The sequence below is a fragment of the Pilosibacter sp. NGB245 genome (assembly GCF_057397225.1).
The window spans coordinates 2,264,206-2,283,830 of the sequence record NZ_CM171584.1 but is presented as its reverse complement, the minus strand read 5'-3'; the positions used below and the strand labels follow the sequence as shown (position 1 = coordinate 2,283,830).

At 45.4% G+C, this 19,625-nt stretch carries 17 protein-coding genes and 1 pseudogene; 11 read left to right on the top strand and 7 right to left on the bottom strand.

What is annotated here, in order from left to right:
* Window positions 1-36: 36 nt before the first annotated feature.
* From ACXMYH_RS10375 to pyrB, 3 genes are all read right to left on the bottom strand, one after another.
* A complete protein-coding gene (locus ACXMYH_RS10375; protein ID WP_142410476.1) occupies window positions 37-1,386 on the bottom strand; it encodes an ATP-binding protein in 1,350 nt (449 codons plus the stop codon).
* Between the two features lie 244 nt (window positions 1,387-1,630).
* The gene (locus tag ACXMYH_RS10370) at window positions 1,631-2,053 is read right to left on the bottom strand and encodes an aspartate carbamoyltransferase regulatory subunit (protein WP_142410475.1); all 423 of its coding nucleotides are present in this window, start codon (window positions 2,051-2,053) and stop codon (window positions 1,631-1,633) included.
* Window positions 2,047-2,970, bottom strand: a complete 924-nt coding sequence (gene pyrB, locus ACXMYH_RS10365; RefSeq protein ID WP_118529617.1) for an aspartate carbamoyltransferase — start codon at window positions 2,968-2,970, stop codon at window positions 2,047-2,049. Before pyrB ends, ACXMYH_RS10370 begins: the two co-directional genes overlap by 7 nt.
* 354 nt (window positions 2,971-3,324) lie before the next feature.
* Here pyrB and ACXMYH_RS10360 point away from each other — a divergent pair, with 354 nt between their 5' ends.
* From ACXMYH_RS10360 to ACXMYH_RS10345, 4 genes are all read left to right on the top strand, one after another.
* Entirely contained in the window at window positions 3,325-4,239 is a 915-nt protein-coding gene (locus ACXMYH_RS10360) for a hypothetical protein (RefSeq protein ID WP_486554838.1), read from the top strand.
* A 450-nt stretch (window positions 4,240-4,689) separates the two neighbouring features.
* The gene (locus ACXMYH_RS10355) at window positions 4,690-5,538 is read left to right on the top strand and encodes an ABC transporter ATP-binding protein (RefSeq protein WP_486554837.1); all 849 of its coding nucleotides are present in this window, start codon (window positions 4,690-4,692) and stop codon (window positions 5,536-5,538) included.
* Between the two features lie 87 nt (window positions 5,539-5,625).
* Window positions 5,626-7,542 carry a COG1361 S-layer family protein gene (locus ACXMYH_RS10350; protein ID WP_486554836.1) on the top strand — a complete coding sequence of 639 codons (1,917 nt, stop codon included), beginning with the start codon at window positions 5,626-5,628 and terminating at the stop codon, window positions 7,540-7,542.
* The gene (locus ACXMYH_RS10345) at window positions 7,529-8,839 is read left to right on the top strand and encodes an ABC transporter permease (protein ID WP_215702687.1); all 1,311 of its coding nucleotides are present in this window, start codon (window positions 7,529-7,531) and stop codon (window positions 8,837-8,839) included. The genes ACXMYH_RS10350 and ACXMYH_RS10345 overlap by 14 nt, the downstream gene beginning before the upstream one ends.
* 248 nt (window positions 8,840-9,087) lie before the next feature.
* Here ACXMYH_RS10345 and ACXMYH_RS10340 read toward each other — a convergent pair whose 3' ends face one another.
* Together ACXMYH_RS10340 and ACXMYH_RS10335 are read right to left on the bottom strand one after the other, a co-directional pair.
* On the bottom strand, window positions 9,088-10,815 hold the full coding sequence (locus ACXMYH_RS10340) for a carbon starvation CstA family protein (RefSeq protein WP_486554835.1): 1,728 nt from the start codon (window positions 10,813-10,815) through the stop codon (window positions 9,088-9,090).
* A gap of 210 nt (window positions 10,816-11,025) precedes the next feature.
* On the bottom strand, window positions 11,026-11,553 hold the full coding sequence (locus ACXMYH_RS10335) for a DUF8052 family protein (protein WP_118529623.1): 528 nt from the start codon (window positions 11,551-11,553) through the stop codon (window positions 11,026-11,028).
* 318 nt (window positions 11,554-11,871) lie between these two features.
* Between ACXMYH_RS10335 and ACXMYH_RS10330 the strand changes: the two genes are divergently transcribed.
* From ACXMYH_RS10330 to ACXMYH_RS10315, 4 genes and pseudogenes are all read left to right on the top strand, one after another.
* Complete coding sequence (locus tag ACXMYH_RS10330; protein ID WP_486554834.1) at window positions 11,872-12,228, top strand: hypothetical protein; 357 nt, start codon at window positions 11,872-11,874, stop codon at window positions 12,226-12,228.
* A gap of 69 nt (window positions 12,229-12,297) precedes the next feature.
* A complete protein-coding gene (cas6, locus tag ACXMYH_RS10325) occupies window positions 12,298-13,251 on the top strand; it encodes a CRISPR system precrRNA processing endoribonuclease RAMP protein Cas6 (RefSeq protein WP_118529624.1) in 954 nt (317 codons plus the stop codon).
* A gap of 182 nt (window positions 13,252-13,433) precedes the next feature.
* Window positions 13,434-13,721: pseudogene (locus ACXMYH_RS10320) on the top strand (sigma-70 family RNA polymerase sigma factor); the annotation flags it as partial.
* Window positions 13,722-13,843: 122 nt separating this feature from the next.
* Complete coding sequence (locus ACXMYH_RS10315; RefSeq protein ID WP_158553078.1) at window positions 13,844-14,320, top strand: helix-turn-helix domain-containing protein; 477 nt, start codon at window positions 13,844-13,846, stop codon at window positions 14,318-14,320.
* Between the two features lie 20 nt (window positions 14,321-14,340).
* Here ACXMYH_RS10315 and ACXMYH_RS10310 read toward each other — a convergent pair whose 3' ends face one another.
* Entirely contained in the window at window positions 14,341-14,484 is a 144-nt protein-coding gene (locus ACXMYH_RS10310; protein ID WP_233430165.1) for a hypothetical protein, read from the bottom strand.
* Between the two features lie 292 nt (window positions 14,485-14,776).
* On the opposite strand from ACXMYH_RS10310, the gene ACXMYH_RS10305 reads away from it, so the two are divergent.
* From ACXMYH_RS10305 to ACXMYH_RS10295, 3 genes are all read left to right on the top strand, one after another.
* Window positions 14,777-17,089, top strand: a complete 2,313-nt coding sequence (locus tag ACXMYH_RS10305; protein ID WP_117515771.1) for an NB-ARC domain-containing protein — start codon at window positions 14,777-14,779, stop codon at window positions 17,087-17,089.
* A 469-nt stretch (window positions 17,090-17,558) separates the two neighbouring features.
* Entirely contained in the window at window positions 17,559-17,846 is a 288-nt protein-coding gene (locus tag ACXMYH_RS10300; protein ID WP_107000094.1) for a hypothetical protein, read from the top strand.
* A 53-nt stretch (window positions 17,847-17,899) separates the two neighbouring features.
* Entirely contained in the window at window positions 17,900-18,829 is a 930-nt protein-coding gene (locus ACXMYH_RS10295) for a CPBP family intramembrane glutamic endopeptidase (protein WP_117504970.1), read from the top strand.
* Window positions 18,830-19,018: 189 nt separating this feature from the next.
* Here the strand turns inward: ACXMYH_RS10295 and ACXMYH_RS10290 are convergent, their stop codons facing one another.
* On the bottom strand, window positions 19,019-19,624 hold the full coding sequence (locus ACXMYH_RS10290) for a transposase (protein WP_233430194.1): 606 nt from the start codon (window positions 19,622-19,624) through the stop codon (window positions 19,019-19,021).
* Window position 19,625: the final 1 nt, after the last annotated feature.

The window sequence follows — 19,625 nt, the reverse complement described above, 5'->3', positions numbered from 1 at the left end:
CTTTTCACTTGTTGTGCAAAAATCGATCTAATTTTGTCAGAGTTCTTCTTCCGGATGAAAATCTGCCATGAATCGTTTCAGGAGATAGGTGCAGAAATACGGGAAGGTGTAAGTACAGTTTTCGTGACCAATATTCTGGGATGAAAATTTAAAGCCATAGCGGATATCCGGATAGCGCTCCGAATTAATCAGGGTGTTCATGGATTTTGCTCTTCCGCTGGCAGCTTTCACTTCCAGTGGAATCAGGGAAGTCATGGAGCGGATAAAGAAATCTGCTTCAAGTGTAGATGTTTCTTTTTTATAATAATAAAGCTTATAATGCTGTTTGACTAAAGCTTCCCCGACAATATTTTCATATAAGGCACCTTTGTAGACTCCGAGATTCTTGTTGGCGCGCAGATCTTCCTGGGATTCATCATCCAGCATGGACACAAGAAGACCGGTGTCGGCAAAGTATAATTTAAAAATATCCGGATCATAATTGCCGCCCAGAGGAAGTTCCGGAAACTCCAGACAATAGCAGATATTTACCATACCGGCATCGACAAGCCATTCTGCACACCCGCGGTAATCACGGAACCGCGCACCGGACGCCACTTTTGAAATCTGGAATTTCTTGTTTTCTTTTGCGAGCTGTGGAGCAATCCGGTTGAAAACATTTAAGATTCTCGTCTGATCGATCCCCTGCGCGTATTTACGGATATCTTCTTTATAGTCGGCGATCAGCTGTCTTTGCGTGTCGAGAGAGTTTTCGAAAGTGTTTCTCTGGATATATTCCGCCACTACGGCAGGCATACCGCCCAGAACACAGAAATCAAGAAACAGGGAATGGTACACTTTCATTTCCAGCTCATTAAACGGGCGCAGTTCCCTCATATGAGAAAGCATACTCTGGACAGTTGCATCATCATAGCCTTTTGCCCATAAAAATTCTTCGAAGTCAAGAGAGAACATTTCATAATCTTTCTTATATCCAACACTGTTGCTCTCGATTTTGCGATAGTTTACACCGAGCATGGAACCGCTGCAAATGACGTCAAACCGCCCGTCAATGCAAAAAAATTTCAGAGAGGTAGCAATTTCAGGAAATTCAGTAATTTCATCAAAAAAGATCAATGTTTTTTGCGGAATGAATTTCTTTGACGGATCGATCAGGGAAATATTTTTTATGATATCAGCTGCCTCGTAACCGTCAGAAATGATCCCCTTATACTTCTCGTCTCTTACAAAATTGATCTCTATAATACTTTCATAGTTTTCGGCCGCAAAATGTTTGATGGATTCTGTTTTGCCAACCTGGCGGCTTCCTTTGATGATCAGTGGTTTTCTGTGCGGGTCGGATTTCCATTCACAGAGAAAATTGTCTACCTTTCGTTTTAAATACATGTGTGCACCTCCGTTCTTTATTATGAGTATACACAAAAAAACAGCGAATATCAATTATAATATCACAAAAAAATAGCGAATAATTTTAAATATAACACAAAAATAAATTATATGATGGGTATACGTGTATTTGTCAAGAAAAGCAGACAACAAGAAAGACCGCAGCAATCGATACCTGGATTGCTGCGGTCTCTAAAATTAAGCCAGATCGTCTGATCAACAACAGTCAGCCAGATCCCACCGATCAGCCATGCTTTTCATCGCAATATCTGCACCGATACACCTCATGATCTTTATCATCGAGATAGAAGATATGCGGAAGCTCCTGCTCGATCGAGGTGATGCAGCGCGGGTTCTTGCAGTGGATCACGTTCTTTAAGATCTTCGGGAGATGAAGGCTGCGCTTTTCGGCGATCTTGTCATCGCGGATGATGTTGACGGTGATGTTGTGGTCGATGTAGCCGAGAACATCGAGGTCGATGGCGTCGAGCGGTCCCTCGATCTTGATGATGTCTTTCCGGCCCATCTTGTTGCTCTTCGCGTTCTTGATGATTGCGACGGTGCAGTCCAGCTCGCCTAAACGCAGGTAGCGGTAGATATCCATACTTTTTCCTGCCTGGATATGGTCAAGGACAACACCTTCCCGGATTCCGCTGATATTTAACATGGTTTTTCTACCTCCAGTAATGTCATAATGAGAGCCATACGGACATATACGCCGTTCTGGACCTGTTTAAAGTATGCGGCACGCGGATCATCATCGACTTCGACGGAAATCTCATTGACACGCGGGAGCGGGTGCAGAACGTACATATCCGGTTTTGCGAGTTTCATCTTTTCTTTGTCGAGAATGTAGCAGTCCTTCATGCGGATGTAGTCTTCCTCGTTGAAGAAACGTTCCTTCTGGACTCTTGTCATGTAGAGGATATCGAGGTCGGCGATCGCATCATCCAGGCTTGTTGTCTCTCTGTATTCGATGTTTTTCGCGTCGAGAACGCTCTCCTTTATGTAATCCGGAACTTTTAACTCCGGCGGGGAGATCAGGATAAAGCGGATCCCCTCATAGCGGGAGAGTGCATTGATCAGAGAGTGGACCGTGCGGCCAAATTTTAAATCTCCGCAGAGTCCGACCGTCATATTGGAAAGTCTGCCCTTTAAGGAACGGATCGTATATAAATCAGTTAAAGTCTGTGTGGGATGCTGATGACCGCCGTCTCCGGCATTGATAACAGGAATCGAAGATTTGGTGGAGGCAACATAGGCTGCGCCTTCTTTTGGATGTCTCATTGCGCAGATATCTGCGTAACAGGAAATAACACGAATTGTATCGGAAACACTTTCACCCTTGGTCGCGGAACTGGAATCGGCGGAAGCAAAACCGAGAACGGAACCTCCGAGGTTTAACATGGCCGCTTCAAAACTTAAACGGGTTCTTGTGCTTGGCTCATAGAAAAGGGTTGCTAATTTCTTTCCGTCACACACGTGTGCGTATCGGGAACGGTCTTTCTCAATGTCGGCGGCAAGCTCTAAGAGATTGTCCGTCTCCTCAAGAGAAAAGTCAAGAGGATTTAACATGTGTCTCATGATGTTTGTAATCTCCTTCCAAGTGTTTTGCGTTACCATGCTGGGTAGGAATTTTCTGAACTGAAAATTCCGTACAGCTATAGTAGGGGGAGTGGATTTTGCCGATTCGGAATGCGAAGCATCGGCAAAATCTGTTATCGTTCATGCAGTGCAGGAACGATAACATTTTTATTATTATAGCGAATCCGGAGTGGAATTTCCACTATTTTTTTGAAGAAAATTATGATAAAATGAAGATCAGTGAGTGCAATGCACAAAAGAAAAATAAGCGGATGCCTCTGGAAGGCCTGTGTTTCCGGGAAAAAGGAAGCCGGAGCGAAGGCGCACCGGGCAGAACGGATCGTTGGAGGAACCATGAAAAAGACGATGGAGCAGATCATCCTGGAAGGTCAGGTCGCAAAATGCCGCTCCCTGGAGGAACTTTATGTGCTGTGGGAGCTGATGCAGCAGATGGAGGAAGATCCGGACGGAAAGACCTGTTATCCGGAACTGGATCAGAGAAATTTTCATATTGACGGAATCGTGGACCCGGTGCACTATGACGGGACCCTTTATATATTAAAAGAGACGAACATGCGGAAAATGATCCAGAAAGGCGAGACGATGCCGGTGGTCTCGGATATCCGGGGCGACTTTCTCTCCGGGAAGAGTCCGTCTGGCCGGGTGGAATATCTGGAGTATCTCACTGGCATGCAGAAGGTCCTCTGGGAGGAACGTCATCCGGGGGAAGAGTGCAGACTTACCGGGAAAAAGCTCCGCGAGAAGGCGGCGGTCCTCTATCTCAATAAGCGCGGCGGAAAGGGCGCGGCCGATGAGGTCAGCCTGGATTATGGTCAGTACTATATGGAGTTTATCAAGAAGCAGATCCGGCTTTTAAACCCGAAGACCGTGGTCTGCTGCGGAGAGGACCTCTTCCGCCTGATCGTGATGGAAGTGTTCCAGAATAAGAAGCAGAAAAAGAACCGGGAGATCTATATGAAATGGAAAGATCTGGTCCTGGGAGATGTCTTTTTTGCGGACCGGGAATACCGTCCGATAAAAGAGGCAAAGAAAGACGAGGCGGCTGTCCGCGTTGTGAGGATGTGGAATCCGTCCTACCGGGTGAATAATGGACAGTATGTGTCGCTGGAGGAGTATCTGAAGGAGTTCCGGAGAAGACTTTCCGGCGGGAAAGAGGATGCGCAGGAGAATCCGCAAAGCGCGGAGCCAGATGAGGAAAACACGGAGTCCCCGATGACGGAGGATCCGGCTGTGGAGAAATCAGAATAGTGCAGGGATACAAGGGAATTCTGGAAGTTTGAAAAAATGGACAGAGTTCCTTTTTCTATGACAGAAAATTTCAAAGGAATTTCCCGCTGCACAAAAAATGCAATGTATGAGAGATGTACACTTGTACGAAGAGGAAGGTCTTCGCTGGAGACTGCACAAAGAGCCCGAATGTGACAGGTCATATTTCTGATCTGTAAGAATTGCTTTTCACAGGAAGAAACTTTCTGAACAGATGATCTTAAAACAGACAGGAATCATCATGGATTTCGCCAATCTGAAATATGGTAAGAAATTGTAAGAATAATTAAGTAATTTTATATAGTCAGAACATGATGCAGACAGTATACTTGAGGTACAAAAAGAACTTTGACGTCAAGATGAAACGTCAGGAATGACAGGCGCGGCGGAAAAGAATGCTGTGTAAAAATTGTAGAAAAAGGAGGCGGACGGATGCAGCAGAGCGACGAAGCGGTGATCCGGGTAAAGGATCTGTACAAGGTATACCGCATGGGCGAAGAAAAAGTGTATGCGCTGAACGGGGTCAGCTTTGAGATCCACAAAGGCGAGTTCTGCGCGATCACAGGACCGTCCGGATCCGGAAAATCGACACTTTTAAATATGCTGGCGGGACTGGAACATCCGACAAAGGGTGAGATCGTGATCGCCGGAAAACATATCGAAAAGCTGAATGAGAAACAGCTTGTAACATTCCGCAGGGAGCGGGTCGGATTTATCTTTCAGTCCTACAACCTGATCGGGACGATGGATGCGGTGGAAAATGTGGCGCTGCCGTTATCGTTCCGGGGAATGCCGAGGGCAGCGAGGATCAAGCGGGCGAAACAGTATTTAAAGCTTGTGGGACTTGAAAAATTTATGACCCACATGCCAAATCAGATGTCCGGCGGACAGCAGCAGCGAGTCGGAATCGCGAGAGCCCTGGCGATGAACCCGCAGATCATCTTCGCGGACGAGCCCACGGGAAACCTGGATTCGAAGACAACGATGGAAGTCTTAAAACTCATGCAGAAGGTCGTAAGGGAACAGAAGCAGACGCTTGTGATGGTTACCCACGACAACAATCTGGCGACCTACGCGGACCGGATCTTTAAGATTATCGACGGAAAGATCGTGAGCATCGAGGAGAATCACCACGAGGTGGATCTTGTGCAGTTAGAGGAATCCATGCAGGCGGCGGCAGAGGCGCAGGCGGAGGGGAAATCTAAGAATCCGGCAGCAGAAGAGCAAATAGAGACAGTTGTGGAATCAGAAGAACACCGGATAGAGGGAAAGTCAGAATAACAATCGACAAAATTTTGGAATAAACGCAAAAATATGGAAAGCTGGCACAAATAACTAAAATAGAACAGCCAGGAGGAGAGGAACAGTATGAAAATAAAAGGATTACGCTGGATGGCAACATTCCTTGCCGTGTGCATGCTGATGGGCGCAGTCCCGGCAACTGCATTCGCGGCGAAGGAGACAACAGAAGCGGCGGAGACGATCCCGCAGGTATATCGGATGGACGATGACAATGATACCGTCCGCCTTGTGATTGGAAAGACACCGACTTTATATATCGGAAAAAACGGAACTGTTTCTGTGACACTCATGAACATGGAGGACAAGGACTGGATCGAGACGGAGATCTGGATCGCCTCCGAGGATGATTTTCGGAATCACTACTCCGATGAGATCACAAAGACGGAGGACCGCGACAGCGAGGAGAGCAGCATCGTTCAGTCTATGAAGACGATCTATCCCTTTGAGGTGACGGATTCCTTAAACCGCCATTACAAGGTTGGTCATGTAAATAAAAAAGCAAAAAAGACCGTCAACCTGAATGTCAATGTAAAAAAAGGTCTGGAAGAGGGCTATTATCCGATCCTGATCTACATCTCAAAGCGCGCTCAGGGCGAGGACGGAATGTCCTCCGAGTACGCAAAGACCATGATGGCGTGGATCGAGACAAAGAAGACAACGGGAACCAGCGAGACAAATGAGGACAGCTCCGAGCCGGTAGCATTCGCCCTCGGTGAGAATCAGTCCACCCCGTCCGCGAACTATTCCGAGGTCATGAATTTCGATGTAAACGTGAGAAATACCGGTTATAAGACCGCCTACGATGTGCGTGTCGATATGGAGCTCTCTGAGGATATCACGAAGTTTCCGTTTGAGATCAATGACGGAAATTATGATCGGCAGATGGGAAATATGAACCCGGATCAGACGGTGGCAGTTCCGTTCAGCATGGCGGTGCGGGAAAAGGCGAAATCCGGCTATTACCCGATCAAGTTTAAGATCCGTTACCGGGAAAATGAGAATGGAAACTTTGCTGCGCCTGTTGAGGACACCTTTTATGTGCGGGTCTATGGAAAAGACGAGGATGATTCTCTGGATTCTGAAGCAGGCGAGAACGAAAGAACAAAGGCGCGTATCATCGTCGACAGCTTTGAGACGGATCCTGCGGAGATCTATGCCGGACAGGATTTTACACTGAAGGTGCGCATGAAAAATGCTTCCAACAGTATCGTAGCCAGCAACATCCTGTTTACCTTCGAGTCGGAAGCAGTGAGCGATAGTCCGGTATTTACGACGGTGAACGGTTCAAACTCCGTGGTTGTCAATTCTCTGGCACCGGGAGCATCCGACACGCTGACGATAAAATTTTCTTCAAGTCCCACAGCGGAACAGCGTTCCTACACGATCACGATCAATGAGCAGTATGACAGCCCGGAATTTAAGAACGCGAAGGAAGCCGTAAAGATCGCGGTTGGATTAAAGCAGGAGGCACGGTTAAATACCGGTACCATCGAGGTCATGCCGGATGCTATTTCCGTCGGCGAGGAGTCAAACGTGATGTTCTCCATCAACAACACCGGAAAAGTCATGCTCTATAATGTGAACGCGGTCTTTGAGGCTGATTCTATCCAGAAAAATGAGTGCTATGTGGGAAATATCGAACCCGGAAAAAGCGGAAACGTGGATACGATGATCAACGGAATCGCGCCGACCGCGGATGATGGAAAGGTAAAACTCTCCATTACATATGAGGATGAGAACGGAAAAGTCTCCACGGTCGAGAAAGAGATCCAGCTTATGGTAAATGAGGATCAGAGCATGGATGAAAGCAATGTTGATGATACCTGGAGCAGTGACGATATACAGCCGGAACCGTCCACGACGGATAAACTGAAACATCTCGCAATTCCGGTGGGAATCGTGGGAGTGGTCCTTGCAGCTGTGATCCTTGTGGTCATCAGACGCAAAAAGAAGAAAGCGGGAATGGACGATGAGATTCTTTGATCTGCTCATCATGAGCATCAATAACCTGCGCAGACGGAAACTCAGGACGGGACTTACCGTTCTGGGTGTTGTCATCGGCACGGCCTCCATCGTAGTCATGGTCTCTCTGGGAATCGGATTGAAGGAAAATACCGTGGAATCCTATGCTTCCTTCGGAAGTCTCACAAGGATCCAGATCAGTTCCGGATACGGGAACCAGTCCGAGGACGATTACCTCGTGGACGCCACGGTGACGAAGCTTGCGAAGATCCCACATGTGAAGAGTGTGTCCCCGATTCTGGAGACAGATGTGAATCTGAAGCAGGGAGTTTATCAGGGATATTCGAACATTGTGGGAATGCCCAGAGAGGAGCTGGAACAGATTCCGCTGGCGGAGGGAAAACTTCCGGACAAGAATGCGGCGACTCTGGAATTTATCGTCGGAAATATGGTTTCCGACAACTTTTATAACAGCAAGACCGGAAAGGGAAGCTGGGACGGCGAGGATCTTTCCAAAGTGGATCTTATACACAAGCCGTTTTTTACCATGCTCCAGAATATGGGAAACGGGGATGAAAGCAGCCAGAAAAAGTATCTTTTCCCGGCCTGCGCTCTGGTGGATGGCGGTGAGAACGGATTTTCTGAGTATGGATACCAGATCTACACGGATATTGATCTGTTAAAGACCCAGCTGAAAAAAATCTACCGGAAGAACCCGATCCCCGGACAGCCGACAAATAAAAAGGGAAAACCCTACAATTATTTTGTCTACAATATGATTTACGTGAATGTGGACGATATGGAGCATGTGACGGAGGTCCAGAAAGCGATCACAGATATGGGCTACGAGGCCTACAGCAGCATGCAGTGGCTCGAACAGGCCCAGCAGCAGACGGATATGATCCAGGCGGTCCTCGGAGGCATCGGTGCTGTATCGCTGTTTGTGGCGGCCATCGGAATTGCAAACACGATGATGATGTCCATCTATGAGAGAACGAAGGAGATCGGTGTGCTGAAGGTTTTGGGATGTGCGCTTGGAGATATCCGGACGATGTTTTTGATGGAGGCAGGATTTATCGGATTTATGGGAGGCGTTCTGGGACTTGGCTTAAGCTACAGCGTCTCCGCGGCGATCAATAAGTTTCTGGGAGCCAGTCTCTCCGGCATGACCGGCGGTTCTGGAGCAATCTCAAGGATCCCGCTGTGGCTTTCCGGATCCGCTGTGGTCTTTGCGGTCCTCATCGGCATGCTGGCCGGACTTTTCCCGGCACTGCGGGCGATGAAATTAAGTCCGCTGGCGGCGATCAGAAATGAATAAGGTAAATGAGTCCCGGGTGCGCTGACACCTTAAAAATCTGACATTTCAGCCAGTCCACAGGCAGGTTGGAAAGTGGCAGAAAAATTCCACTGTAAAACCGCGCACGGAGAGGCGGACGTTTGACAGGCAACAGAAAAATCGGGATTAAAAGATCCGGTAAAACAAAAGACACGCCATACAGATTTCACTTAAAACCTGTATGACGTGTCTTTTTCAATTCTTAAAATATCTGATCATTTACCCGGCACTTAAGCCTTGGCCGCCTTCTGTCTGGACAGTGTCTGTACACCTTCAATAACAAGGATGATCGCAAGGAAGATCAGAAGGATTCCGAGGATCGTCTGTGCCCACGGACCCCAGTCAGCGCCGCCTGCGGCAATCATGCCGATCTGGTTCTTAACTGTGAGTGCAAGGGAGGTGATCGTAACGATGATCATGAATGCCATCGGGATCAGGAACATCTTGTTGTTTTTGCCCATGTTTCCGAGCCATGTGGCAACGGCTAAGAGGCCGATACCCGCGAGAAGCTGGTTGGCAGCTCCGAACAGTCCCCAGATCTTTCCATATCCGTTCATGCCGAGAAGAATGCCAAGAACAACCGTGAGGATCGTAGCGAAGTACGGATTTACCATAACCTTTTTCCAGCCCTCTTTGATGTCGGCAGCAGTTTCACCCGGCTCAAGCCAGAATTCCTGGAACATGAAACGCGCAAGACGTGTTGCGGTATCAAGGGAAGTAAGACAGAACGCGGAATATGTAAGTACCAGTAAGGAGTTTAAAATGCTGTAGCTTCCCGGGATGATATCGTCGATCATGTGAGCGATACCGCCTCCGAAGATCGCTGTCGCGCCCTTTAATGCCTGATCCGGATGAACTGCGTTCCACTTGTAAGCATAACCAATCGCGCAGAGAGTTAAAACTGCAAGAACACACTCAAGGAGCATTCCGCCGTAAGCGATCGGCTTCGCGTCTGTCTCTTTATCGAGCTGCTTGGATGTGGTACCGGAAGATACCAGAGAGTGGAAACCGGAGATCGCACCGCAGGCAACTGTTGTAAACAGTACCGGGAACATGTACTGAACGCCGTTTCCGTTGTCAACTGCAAAGCTTGTCACAGCCGGGAAAGAGGAGTCGAAGGTCGGATGAGCGACGATGACGCCGAATGCTGCAACTGCTAACATTGCGTAAAGCAGGAAGGAACTTAAGTAGTCACGCGGCTGGAGAAGGATCCATACCGGTGTTACAGAAGCGATGGCGATGTAAAGACCAACGATCCACATCCATGCCTTTGTGGAGAGGTAGATCGGATGAAAGTTCATTCCGATCGCCATGATCAGAACGATCGCAAGAACACCGAATACGGAAGCGATTCCCATCGGCATGTTGCGGCGGTATACACAGAAACCGAATACGATCGCGATCAGGATGAACAGGATCGAGATCATCGCTACGGTTGCCGGAGTCGCAGATTTCGCCATATCAAGAGCGCCGCTCTCATCGTAAACTGCGCCGAATGTGGAAGCAACGATCGAAGCGAAGGCTGCTACGACTAAGATCAGTGTCAGGTAAGAGAAGATGATGAAGAGCTGCTTTGCACGTTTGCTCATGTTCGCGGAGATGATCTCTCCGATGGACTGTCCTTTGCTGCGGACAGATGCGAACAGTGCGCCGAAGTCATGGACACCGCCGAAGAAAATACCTCCGATGAGGATCCATAAGGTCACCGGAAGCCATCCGAACATAGCTGCGCCGATCGGTCCGGTGATCGGGCCTGCGCCTGCGATGGATGAGAAATGGTGTCCCATAAGAACCGGAGCTTTTGCCGGTACATAGTCAACACCGTCTGCCATTGTATGAGCCGGTGTCTCTGTTTTGCTTTCGCCTACGCCCCACTGCTTGCACAGCCAGCCGCCGTAGCAGACATAGCCGATGCCAAGAATGGCAACACAGACGATGAGAAGTACTAATGAATTCATTGTTGCTATCTCCTTTTCTTTTAAAATATAATAATGTTGGGGTCAAAAGTTTTTGACCCCTTTGATACCGTATTGTTCCGCACTTTGTGCTCTCACAATACTCAAAAACATTCATAATCCGCTCATTTTTCTGCGAAAAATGGCTGCTTATTCATGTTTTTGGCGGGGTCCAAGGTCAAAAAACCTCTTGCAGGCAAGCCTGCATCGGATTTATGACCTTTTCCCCCTGGTATCATATAATACTTTTTTCAAAATTTTCGCAACATGGTGACCGCTTGCGTTTGAAGTGACCTTCCCGTCAGCCACCTCCACCAACGCCGCATGAAAATTCATCCAGCCATGCAGGGAAAAATGAAAACTTTTGTAAATACGGCATTTTTTTAAGGCTTTTCTTGCGTCCTCATCACAGGTATCGCAGACAAAGACTGCCGTAATATAGGAAGCCATATGGCCCGGACCGACATGGATCCGTTTCATGCCGTCAGCATGGATCTCGGATTTTAATTCCTCGAAGGTCTCTAAAGTCAGATGCGGAATGTTGACGAGATAGAGAAATTCCTCGTTTTCCGCGGACCACAATTCCGCCTTTTTTGAGATGACATACTGTCCGGAATGCTCAAAAAAATCACAGCGGGCTGTGATCGGAGAGCGATCGCCATTGATCATCATATGAATATCGTAAAAAGGTTCGTAGTTTTTTAACAGCCGCTCGATCGCGGACTCTCTTGTGTATTGCATTCGGCTTCCCATTTCTAATATTGATTTTGTGCATGAATTATTATACTTTTATGAAAAATATAAAAATTTTATAAAAAGCTTTATTATTATAACTCTGAATACATAATTATGCAAGTTTTTTACGAGATAAATAGGGAAAGAAACAAAAAATTAGTTTTATAAATTAAGTGGAGGGGAAAATGGATAGGACACCGTGTGCGGGTAATTTGGAAATCAGGAATGCATTTGACAAATATTTGTGAAATTCCTATACTACAATGTAAGTACAGAGTTCCGATCCGGGACCAGGAGATATCGGTTAAAGAAGGAGAAAAAGAGATGTTTATAAATTTTTCAAATCATCCGAGCAGCATGTGGGGCGAAAAACAGAAGACGGAAGCAGAAAAGTGCGGACTGATCGAGGACCTGCCTTTCCCGGCGGTGAGCGCCCATGCAGACAGGAAAGCGGTTCAGGATCTGGCGGAACACTATGCAGCCATGATCCTTGAAAAGCAGCCGGAATGCGTGATGTGCCAGGGAGAATTCTGCCTCAGCTATCATGTGATCGAAAGACTGAAGAAAGCCGGGGTACGGGTTGTTGCTGCCTGCAGTGAACGTGTGGTGGAGGAAGTATATGGAAAGATGGGAACGGAGAAGAAGAGCGTCTTTCAGTTTATCCAGTTCAGGGAATACTAAAGGGTTCTGTCTGAAGCAGCAAAAATGACTGGCTGTTTTGAAATATGACCAGAAATTAGGAGTAACGATATGAGAAAAAATGAGGAAAACATGACCTGGATGGACATCCCGTATATCACGCTGACGTTTTGTCTGAGATTTTATCAGAGAGTCGCGGTGCCGGAGAACAAGGTTTCCGCGCTGCGAGGAGGTCTTGGGGAGATGCTGCTCCGGAAAAACTGCATTGCGGACCGGGACTGTGAAGCGTGCCGGTTTCAGGACAACTGCATGGTCTGGAATGCTTTTTACACACCGATGCGGCTGAAACCCGGGTATGTGACGGGAAAGGAGAGTCTTGGGTATCTGATCGAATGCGACAATCTGGATACGGTGATGGACGAGGGGCACGGGTTCGTGTTCCGCCTGAAGCTTTTTGGGCGCAATATCCCGCTGTTCGCCCAGTATCTGGATGCGTTCTGGCGCCTCGGACAATGCGGACTCGGGAAAGAACAGGCGAAGTTTGAGATCGCGGCGGTCTACACGGAAGAAGAACAGCTGCTTTTGGATGATACAGAGATCCATATGGAACATTTCCGGGTACACACGGTCGGAGAGTATATCCGGAAGAGAAAATGGGAACTTTCGGGAGAACAGCCGGCGCAGAACGGCGATTATCTGGTCCATTTCCTGAGACCTCTGGCACTGCGGAAGGACCGGATCGATCTGAAATGTTTTGATGCGGAAGCGATCTGGCGCGCGATCCACCGGAAGATCCAGATGATGAGCGCCTTCGATGAGATCGGGACAGAACTGGAAAAACCGCAGACGTGGCCGCAGATCATCGACGCGAGATCGGCAGAGACCTCGGTCAGACGATATTCCAGCACGCACAGAAAAGGAATGGAATTAAGCGGAGTTCAGGGATATGTGATCTTCGAAGAGGTTCCGGAGGAGAGACTGGAAGAACTTCTGGCAGGAGAACTGTTCCATATAGGAAGAAATAACAGCTTTGATTTTGGGCGGTATGTGGTACAGAGACGATAACCTTTATGCCTTTGCAGGCAGAAAGTGATGAAAGCCTGTGAGGTGAAGGACATAGCCCAGACACTGGGAAGAGAGCTGGGATATGAGCTGGCCGCAAGCGGAGAAAATAAGGAAAAGATGTAAAAGCACCCGCCGCGCGTCCACCGCATAAAATAAAGTAATGAAGCTTAAGGCGGCTTTCTTTGAAGACATTTCCGAAACCACTGAGCGCGCAGGAAGAGCGGGAATACTTAAGACGCTGCAAAGAGGGCGACCTGGAAGCCAGAGAGGTGCTGATCAGCCGGAACCTTCGGCTGGTCGCACATGTGGTCAAAAAATACCAGCAGTCCGGATATGAGACGGACGATCTTCTGTCAGTTGGAACCATCGGCCTGATCAAGGCAGTCAATACGTTTAATGCGGAAAAAGGATCAAGACTGGCGACCTATGCCGTCAAATGCGTGGAAAATGCTATCCTCTCACGGATGCGTTTATGGTTCCAAACCAGTATCCCCAGAGCCGAAAAGAACCGAGATGGCGTATTTTGGCACAGGTATCCGAGAATATGTATATCCTTTGCTCTGCTTTGGACGGCTGCGTAAGGTATGCACCTATGTATATCCATAGTTTCCGACCGATCGCCCCTCGCAAGATCTTGGAAGCACAGCTGTTCAATCAGCAGTATCAGAACTACGAAGATATTCCCAATGTACCGGACAGGCTCCGTTGGTGCCGTCATCACATGGGCCTGATGCAAAAGGAAGTTGCAGAGCTGATCGGTATCAGCCGTGGACATTACATAGATTTTGAAGTCGGATATGTTGACTACTATCCAAAGGAGATTGTGGACAAGTTGGCAGAGCTATATGGAGTACCGGTGGATGACCTGCTGGATGATTACAATCGCTTCTTATATAAAGGACAAGGAAAGATGATACGAGAATATCGTGAAAGTTTGGGACTAAAAAAGAAACCGTTTGCTCGGCTGATGGGAATTTCACCTAATCTGCTTCGAGCATGGGAAGATCATCAAAAGCGAATGAACATCAATTCCTGGAACAAGTATTTCAAAGGGAAAATAAAAGCATAAGAAAAGCAGGTGAGGGGGCCTTAATCGGTTTGCTCACCTGCTTCCTTTTTTGCGGATGCGATAACCGCACCCAGCAACTCCGCCTTTTGATCGGATGGACAATTTAATTTTTTGATATACTGATTGACCATATCTGCGTGGACACCGGCTACTCGCTCTGCCAATTCACGTTTCCCCTGTTCTGTTTTAGGATAATGGACAATTACATTGATTGGAGCACTCTTTCTTGCGATACCACGCACCTCCCTCGGTATTTCAGTTTATGAGAGAGAAGTTGTCCGCTATAACCACATTACTGCAGCCGCTTTGCTACTTCAAAAAATAGGAATTGATGCTATAATAAAAGGTAAGATATTCGGAACTTCTTTCGTGATGTCATTCTATCAAGAAACTGTCAAAGGCACATTGAGTGCCAATTGACCATAAATTGACTACTTTTCGAAGGGAGGGCTGTTTATGGAAAGATGTGATTTCAGTTCAGTCATGACCATTGTTCGACGCTTTATCAGCGACGATTACGATACAAACCAAACTGCATTGTTAGAAGATGTTTTTAGCTCCTTGTTTACCCAAACAAAGGAAACGATTACATTTGATATGGCATTGGTCTGCCGCTGGTTCACCGGGCAGGCAAAAATCAGTCCGAAAATAACGCAGTTTTATTCCAGAGATGGCAATCGTGAAAAACTGGCAGCAGATTTGGAAAACAATGTACTGCTTTCAATGTATGATAGTTCTATGGCTGCACAGGAAGTATACCGACTGCTAATGCAGGATGATACCATTTCGGAACGAGTAAAAAAAGAATGCTCCCGGCACTATCCTTGTGATAGCCGAGAGGATGAAGCATCGTTTATAGCGGATGTTCTTTGCTTCGGCATGGAGCGTGAGTTTATCAAGCGTGACCCAAAGGTAAAGAATCTCCTTGCTGACGGAAAGCTTTCTCCAATTCTCAGTGATTTCATTGCTGATGAAGGAGCACCAAAGCCTTGCCGACATTTCTGCGGACGTGAAAAAGAACTGGAAATGCTTCACGAATTGTTATTGGAGCATGGAAAGGTATTTCTTCATGGCATCGCCGGTATCGGTAAGAGCGAACTGGCAAAAGCCTATGCAAAGCAGCACCGCAAGGAATACACCAATGTTCTGTATCTGACCTATACCGGTAATCTGATGCAGGATATAGCGGATATGGATTTTGCTGATGACCTTCCGGATGACAGCGAGCAGGAACGCTTCCGCAAACACAATCGCTTCCTGCGTACATTGAAAGAAGATACGCTGTTTATTGTAGATAATTTTAATACTACGGCTTCTCAGGACAGCACTCTTTCTGTTGTGATGAAATATCGCTGCCGTATGTTGTTCACGACCCGCAGCAGATTTGATAACTACGATTCCATGGAAGTAACCGAAATTGCAGGCAAGCAGGCGTTATTATCCATTGCCGGTTGCTTTTTCTCGGACGCAGAAAAATACCAGAGTGTATTGGAACAAATCATTGATACGGTTCACAGTCACACGTTGGCGGTAGAACTGGCAGCTCGACTGCTTGAAACGGGTATTCTGGAGCCGATGGATTTGCTGGAAAAGCTGAAAGAAGAAAAAACATCCTTGGATGCTGATGATAAAATCGGCATCACCAAGGACGGTCAGAGCCGCAAGGCAACTTACTATGACCATATCCATACATTGTTTTCCTTGTATCAGCTTGCCGGTGATGAACAGGATATTATGCGGAGCATGGCGTTTGTACCGACAACCGGTATCAGTTCCCGTGTGTTTGCAGGCTGGTTGATGCTTCGGAATATGAATACCATCAACGATCTGGTGGAAAAAGGATTCATACAGACAAAGTCCTGTCATTCGATTGCCTTGCATCCGATGATTCAGGAAGTAGCAATTACAGAAACCAAGCCTTCTGTCCGGAACTGCCACACCCTGCTCAACAGCTTGCAGGAACTTTGTCTACGGCATGGCGAAGAAGTTTCCTATTACAAACAGTTGTTCCAGACGGTCAATAATATCGTGACTTCGATTGAAAAAGACGATACTGCATCCTATCTCCGGTTTTTGGAAGATTCCTTTCCGTATATGCAGAAGTATGGCTATGAATCTGGAATGGAATTGATTTTGACAGAACTGGCTTCTATGCTGAAAGACAATACCATTGGTTCTGTTTCTGACCGTGCTTTGCTTCTGGACTTCCGTGCCGCTAATGAGAAGAAACCGGAAAAGGCAATCAAGCTGGAAAAAGAAGCTGTGACGCTGATCTCCGAAGTGACCGCAGAGAACGCCCTTCTTGCAGCGAATCTCCATGCAAACCTTGGCGGTCTGTATAAGCAGACCAGTAAGTTGGAACTGGCAAAGCAGCATATGGAAACGGGTATTCACTTGCTTGAGCAATACGGCTTGGCGCCTTATCATGACAGTATTCCGCAAATCACCAATTATGCGGTACTGCTGACGGATATGGGTGAGCCGTACCTCGGGTTATCTGCATTACAAAGGCTGTCTCGTGTCATCAAAGAATCTAACTCTGATGTGTCCGGTGATTATGCCGTTGTACAAGAAGCTATGGGCAATATCTGTCTGTCAATCGGCGATGTGCTGCAAGCTACCACACACTTTAAGAACGCTCTGGCTATCTATGAGGTGCTGTTTGATGCTGAACCGGAACTGATTGAAGAAAAGAAGCAGGACATATTAGAAACTTATACTCAGGCTGGGGTGCAATTAGGTAGACAGTGGTTGGATGCGAAAAATTGAATTTTGTGAGGTGTTGGCATGAGTGAATTCATGAAATTAGCGATTGTATTTATTTCAATGTTGGTTTTGTTTTATTTTTTATGGGTCAACGGATATATGATTTTGAACGCAAAACGAGCCTTATTATTTGTTGTTTCACTCAGAGGGAAAAATAAATGCGAAGTTTCTTTTTCATCTTGTAGCGGATATGTAAAAAAGGTAATAAAATTTAACGAAAGTCGTTAATATACTTTTAAGTTGGATGGCGATGTCTCAAAAGGAAGTATCCATGTTATTGTAGAAAATGAAAATAAAGAGACCATATTAGATTTGACACCAGAGATAAAAACCGGTATGTTGACTGTCGATGAAAAATGTAGATATTTTCTAATACTATAAATGAGCAAATTTGAAAAATTGCACAAAACTACGCTATAGATTTCATAAAAGTGCTAAAGTCATGACTTTCCTTTGCACATCGGAAAAGATAATGATACTTTTCCAACTGGATAAGGGAGCTATAGAAAATATTGATGAGCGATTAAAAGAAAGTTTGTCAATTTATTTAAAAAGAAAAGAAAAGTTACAATTCCTGAAAAAAGCATTGTATTTTGCACCTACATTAACTGAGACAAAACAACACATTTTGCTTTCAATATGCCACATGCTCTGTAACCGCTTAACTGGAAAGAGAAATTTAGAAGCAAAATATCTGCAACTAATCAGGATTGCTATTCGAACATTAAAGAAACGTGAAGAGTTTTTTAATAAGTTATAGTATAATTTTTGCTTAAAAGTTGCAAGGAGCAAATTAAAACCAGGAGGATAATTATGGGACATTTTTATATGGAGAATATATGCACGATGGACGAACAAAGGAAATGTGAATTAAAAATAATTGCCGGCAAAATAGGATGGATCTTATTGATTGCGTATTTGGGTTCGCTAATACTTATGCGAATAATGCCGATTTTTGCTGAAAATATGGCTTTTTATATATTTTGGGCTGGTATCGTATGGGTGGGAATGAAAAAATGGGGAAGGTTGTCTTTGCTGGATACATGTTATTCTAAAAACAAATATGAATTATCCGTATTGGAAAAAGGTTTATTAACGGCATTTGTAATATTTTTATCCCATGTTTTTTGTGCATTCTTTTTGTTTTTGTATGCAAAAGTATTTCAAGACATCGTAATGATGAATGATAAAAGTTTACACAGTGGTTTAGATATTTTCACAGGTGTAATACTGGGACCTCTGGTAGAGGAATGGATTTTTCGGGGAATTCTATGGTCTAAGCTGAAGTCTTATGGGGAGGGATTTGCAATTTTAGCAACAACTATACTGTTTGCTATAATGCATGGTCAGGGGTTATTATTAATATTTCTTTTGATTGGTTTTTTTTCAGGTGTTTTGGTCTGCCTCACAGGAAATTTATGGTATGCTATTACTTTTCATGTTATTCATAATCTGGGGATTTTCTTGTGGGAAAATAAATTGTTTTCCTTTTCAATGAATATGGTTTTAACCATGTTATTAAATGCAGGACTCTTTTTAATGCTTTTAATCCTGCTATTGCTCTGTAGTAAGAAGAATATACTTTTACATTTGTATTATTGTAAAAAGAAATTATTAGAAAAAATTATTTCTGAAAAAAGTAGATTAGTAGTTTTTTTTAATACAGCTGGAATTATGTCATTTGTTTTTTATTTTGGAGTTTCATGGCTGATATCGTTGGTTTCTTTTGGACTAAATTTATAAAGGTAGGTGTTATTTCATGAAAGGTAGTGAGTCGCAGAAATGGTCTGTCAACTTTATTGATGGCTATTTTGAGTATATTTTGAGTTTATATAAAAAAGAGGAATCATCACCCAAATGCTATATGGATTTGCTTATTATTATTTCGGATGCAATAGATTATCTAAAGGATCCTGTTTGGGAAGAAGTTAGTTATTCTATATGTAAAAAAATATAGGTTCCTTTGCAAGTGCAACACATATAATGGACAAATGACATCATCAGCCAGTATCTCTGGATTCCTTTTTGGGAACGCAGCTGATATTTATCCAGACCAAGCTTTTTCTTGCTTTGTCGGAAAAACAGTTCAATTTGCCAGCGTTGGGTATAAAGTCTCAGGATTTCCTGCGTGGATAATGCTGCATTCGTTGAAACAAAGATCCGCAGTGCTTTTGGAATCCCAAAACATGGTGTTGGATAGCTCAGTAGAACCACTGTATTGGGAACATCATTCAGATTCCCTTCATACCGATATACGTAAAACTGCCTTTTATCAACGGTCACAAGGCTGATGTTTGGATCTGTTTTCCGCAAGTGAAGGGCAAATGCACTGGCTTTCTGACGGATTCCGCAAGGATAGAGGATTCGGTTGGTTTTTAAAGCCCCTATGGTGTAGAATCCTTTTTTAGCAAAGCAATCCATGACTTTGGCTGAAGTATACCAGCTGTCACAAAGGAAGTAGGAAACTATCGGTGCAATAGGAAGTTCTGCAGCAATATCCTGTATGATCTGGATCTTTGATTTTGTTTTATCATACAGA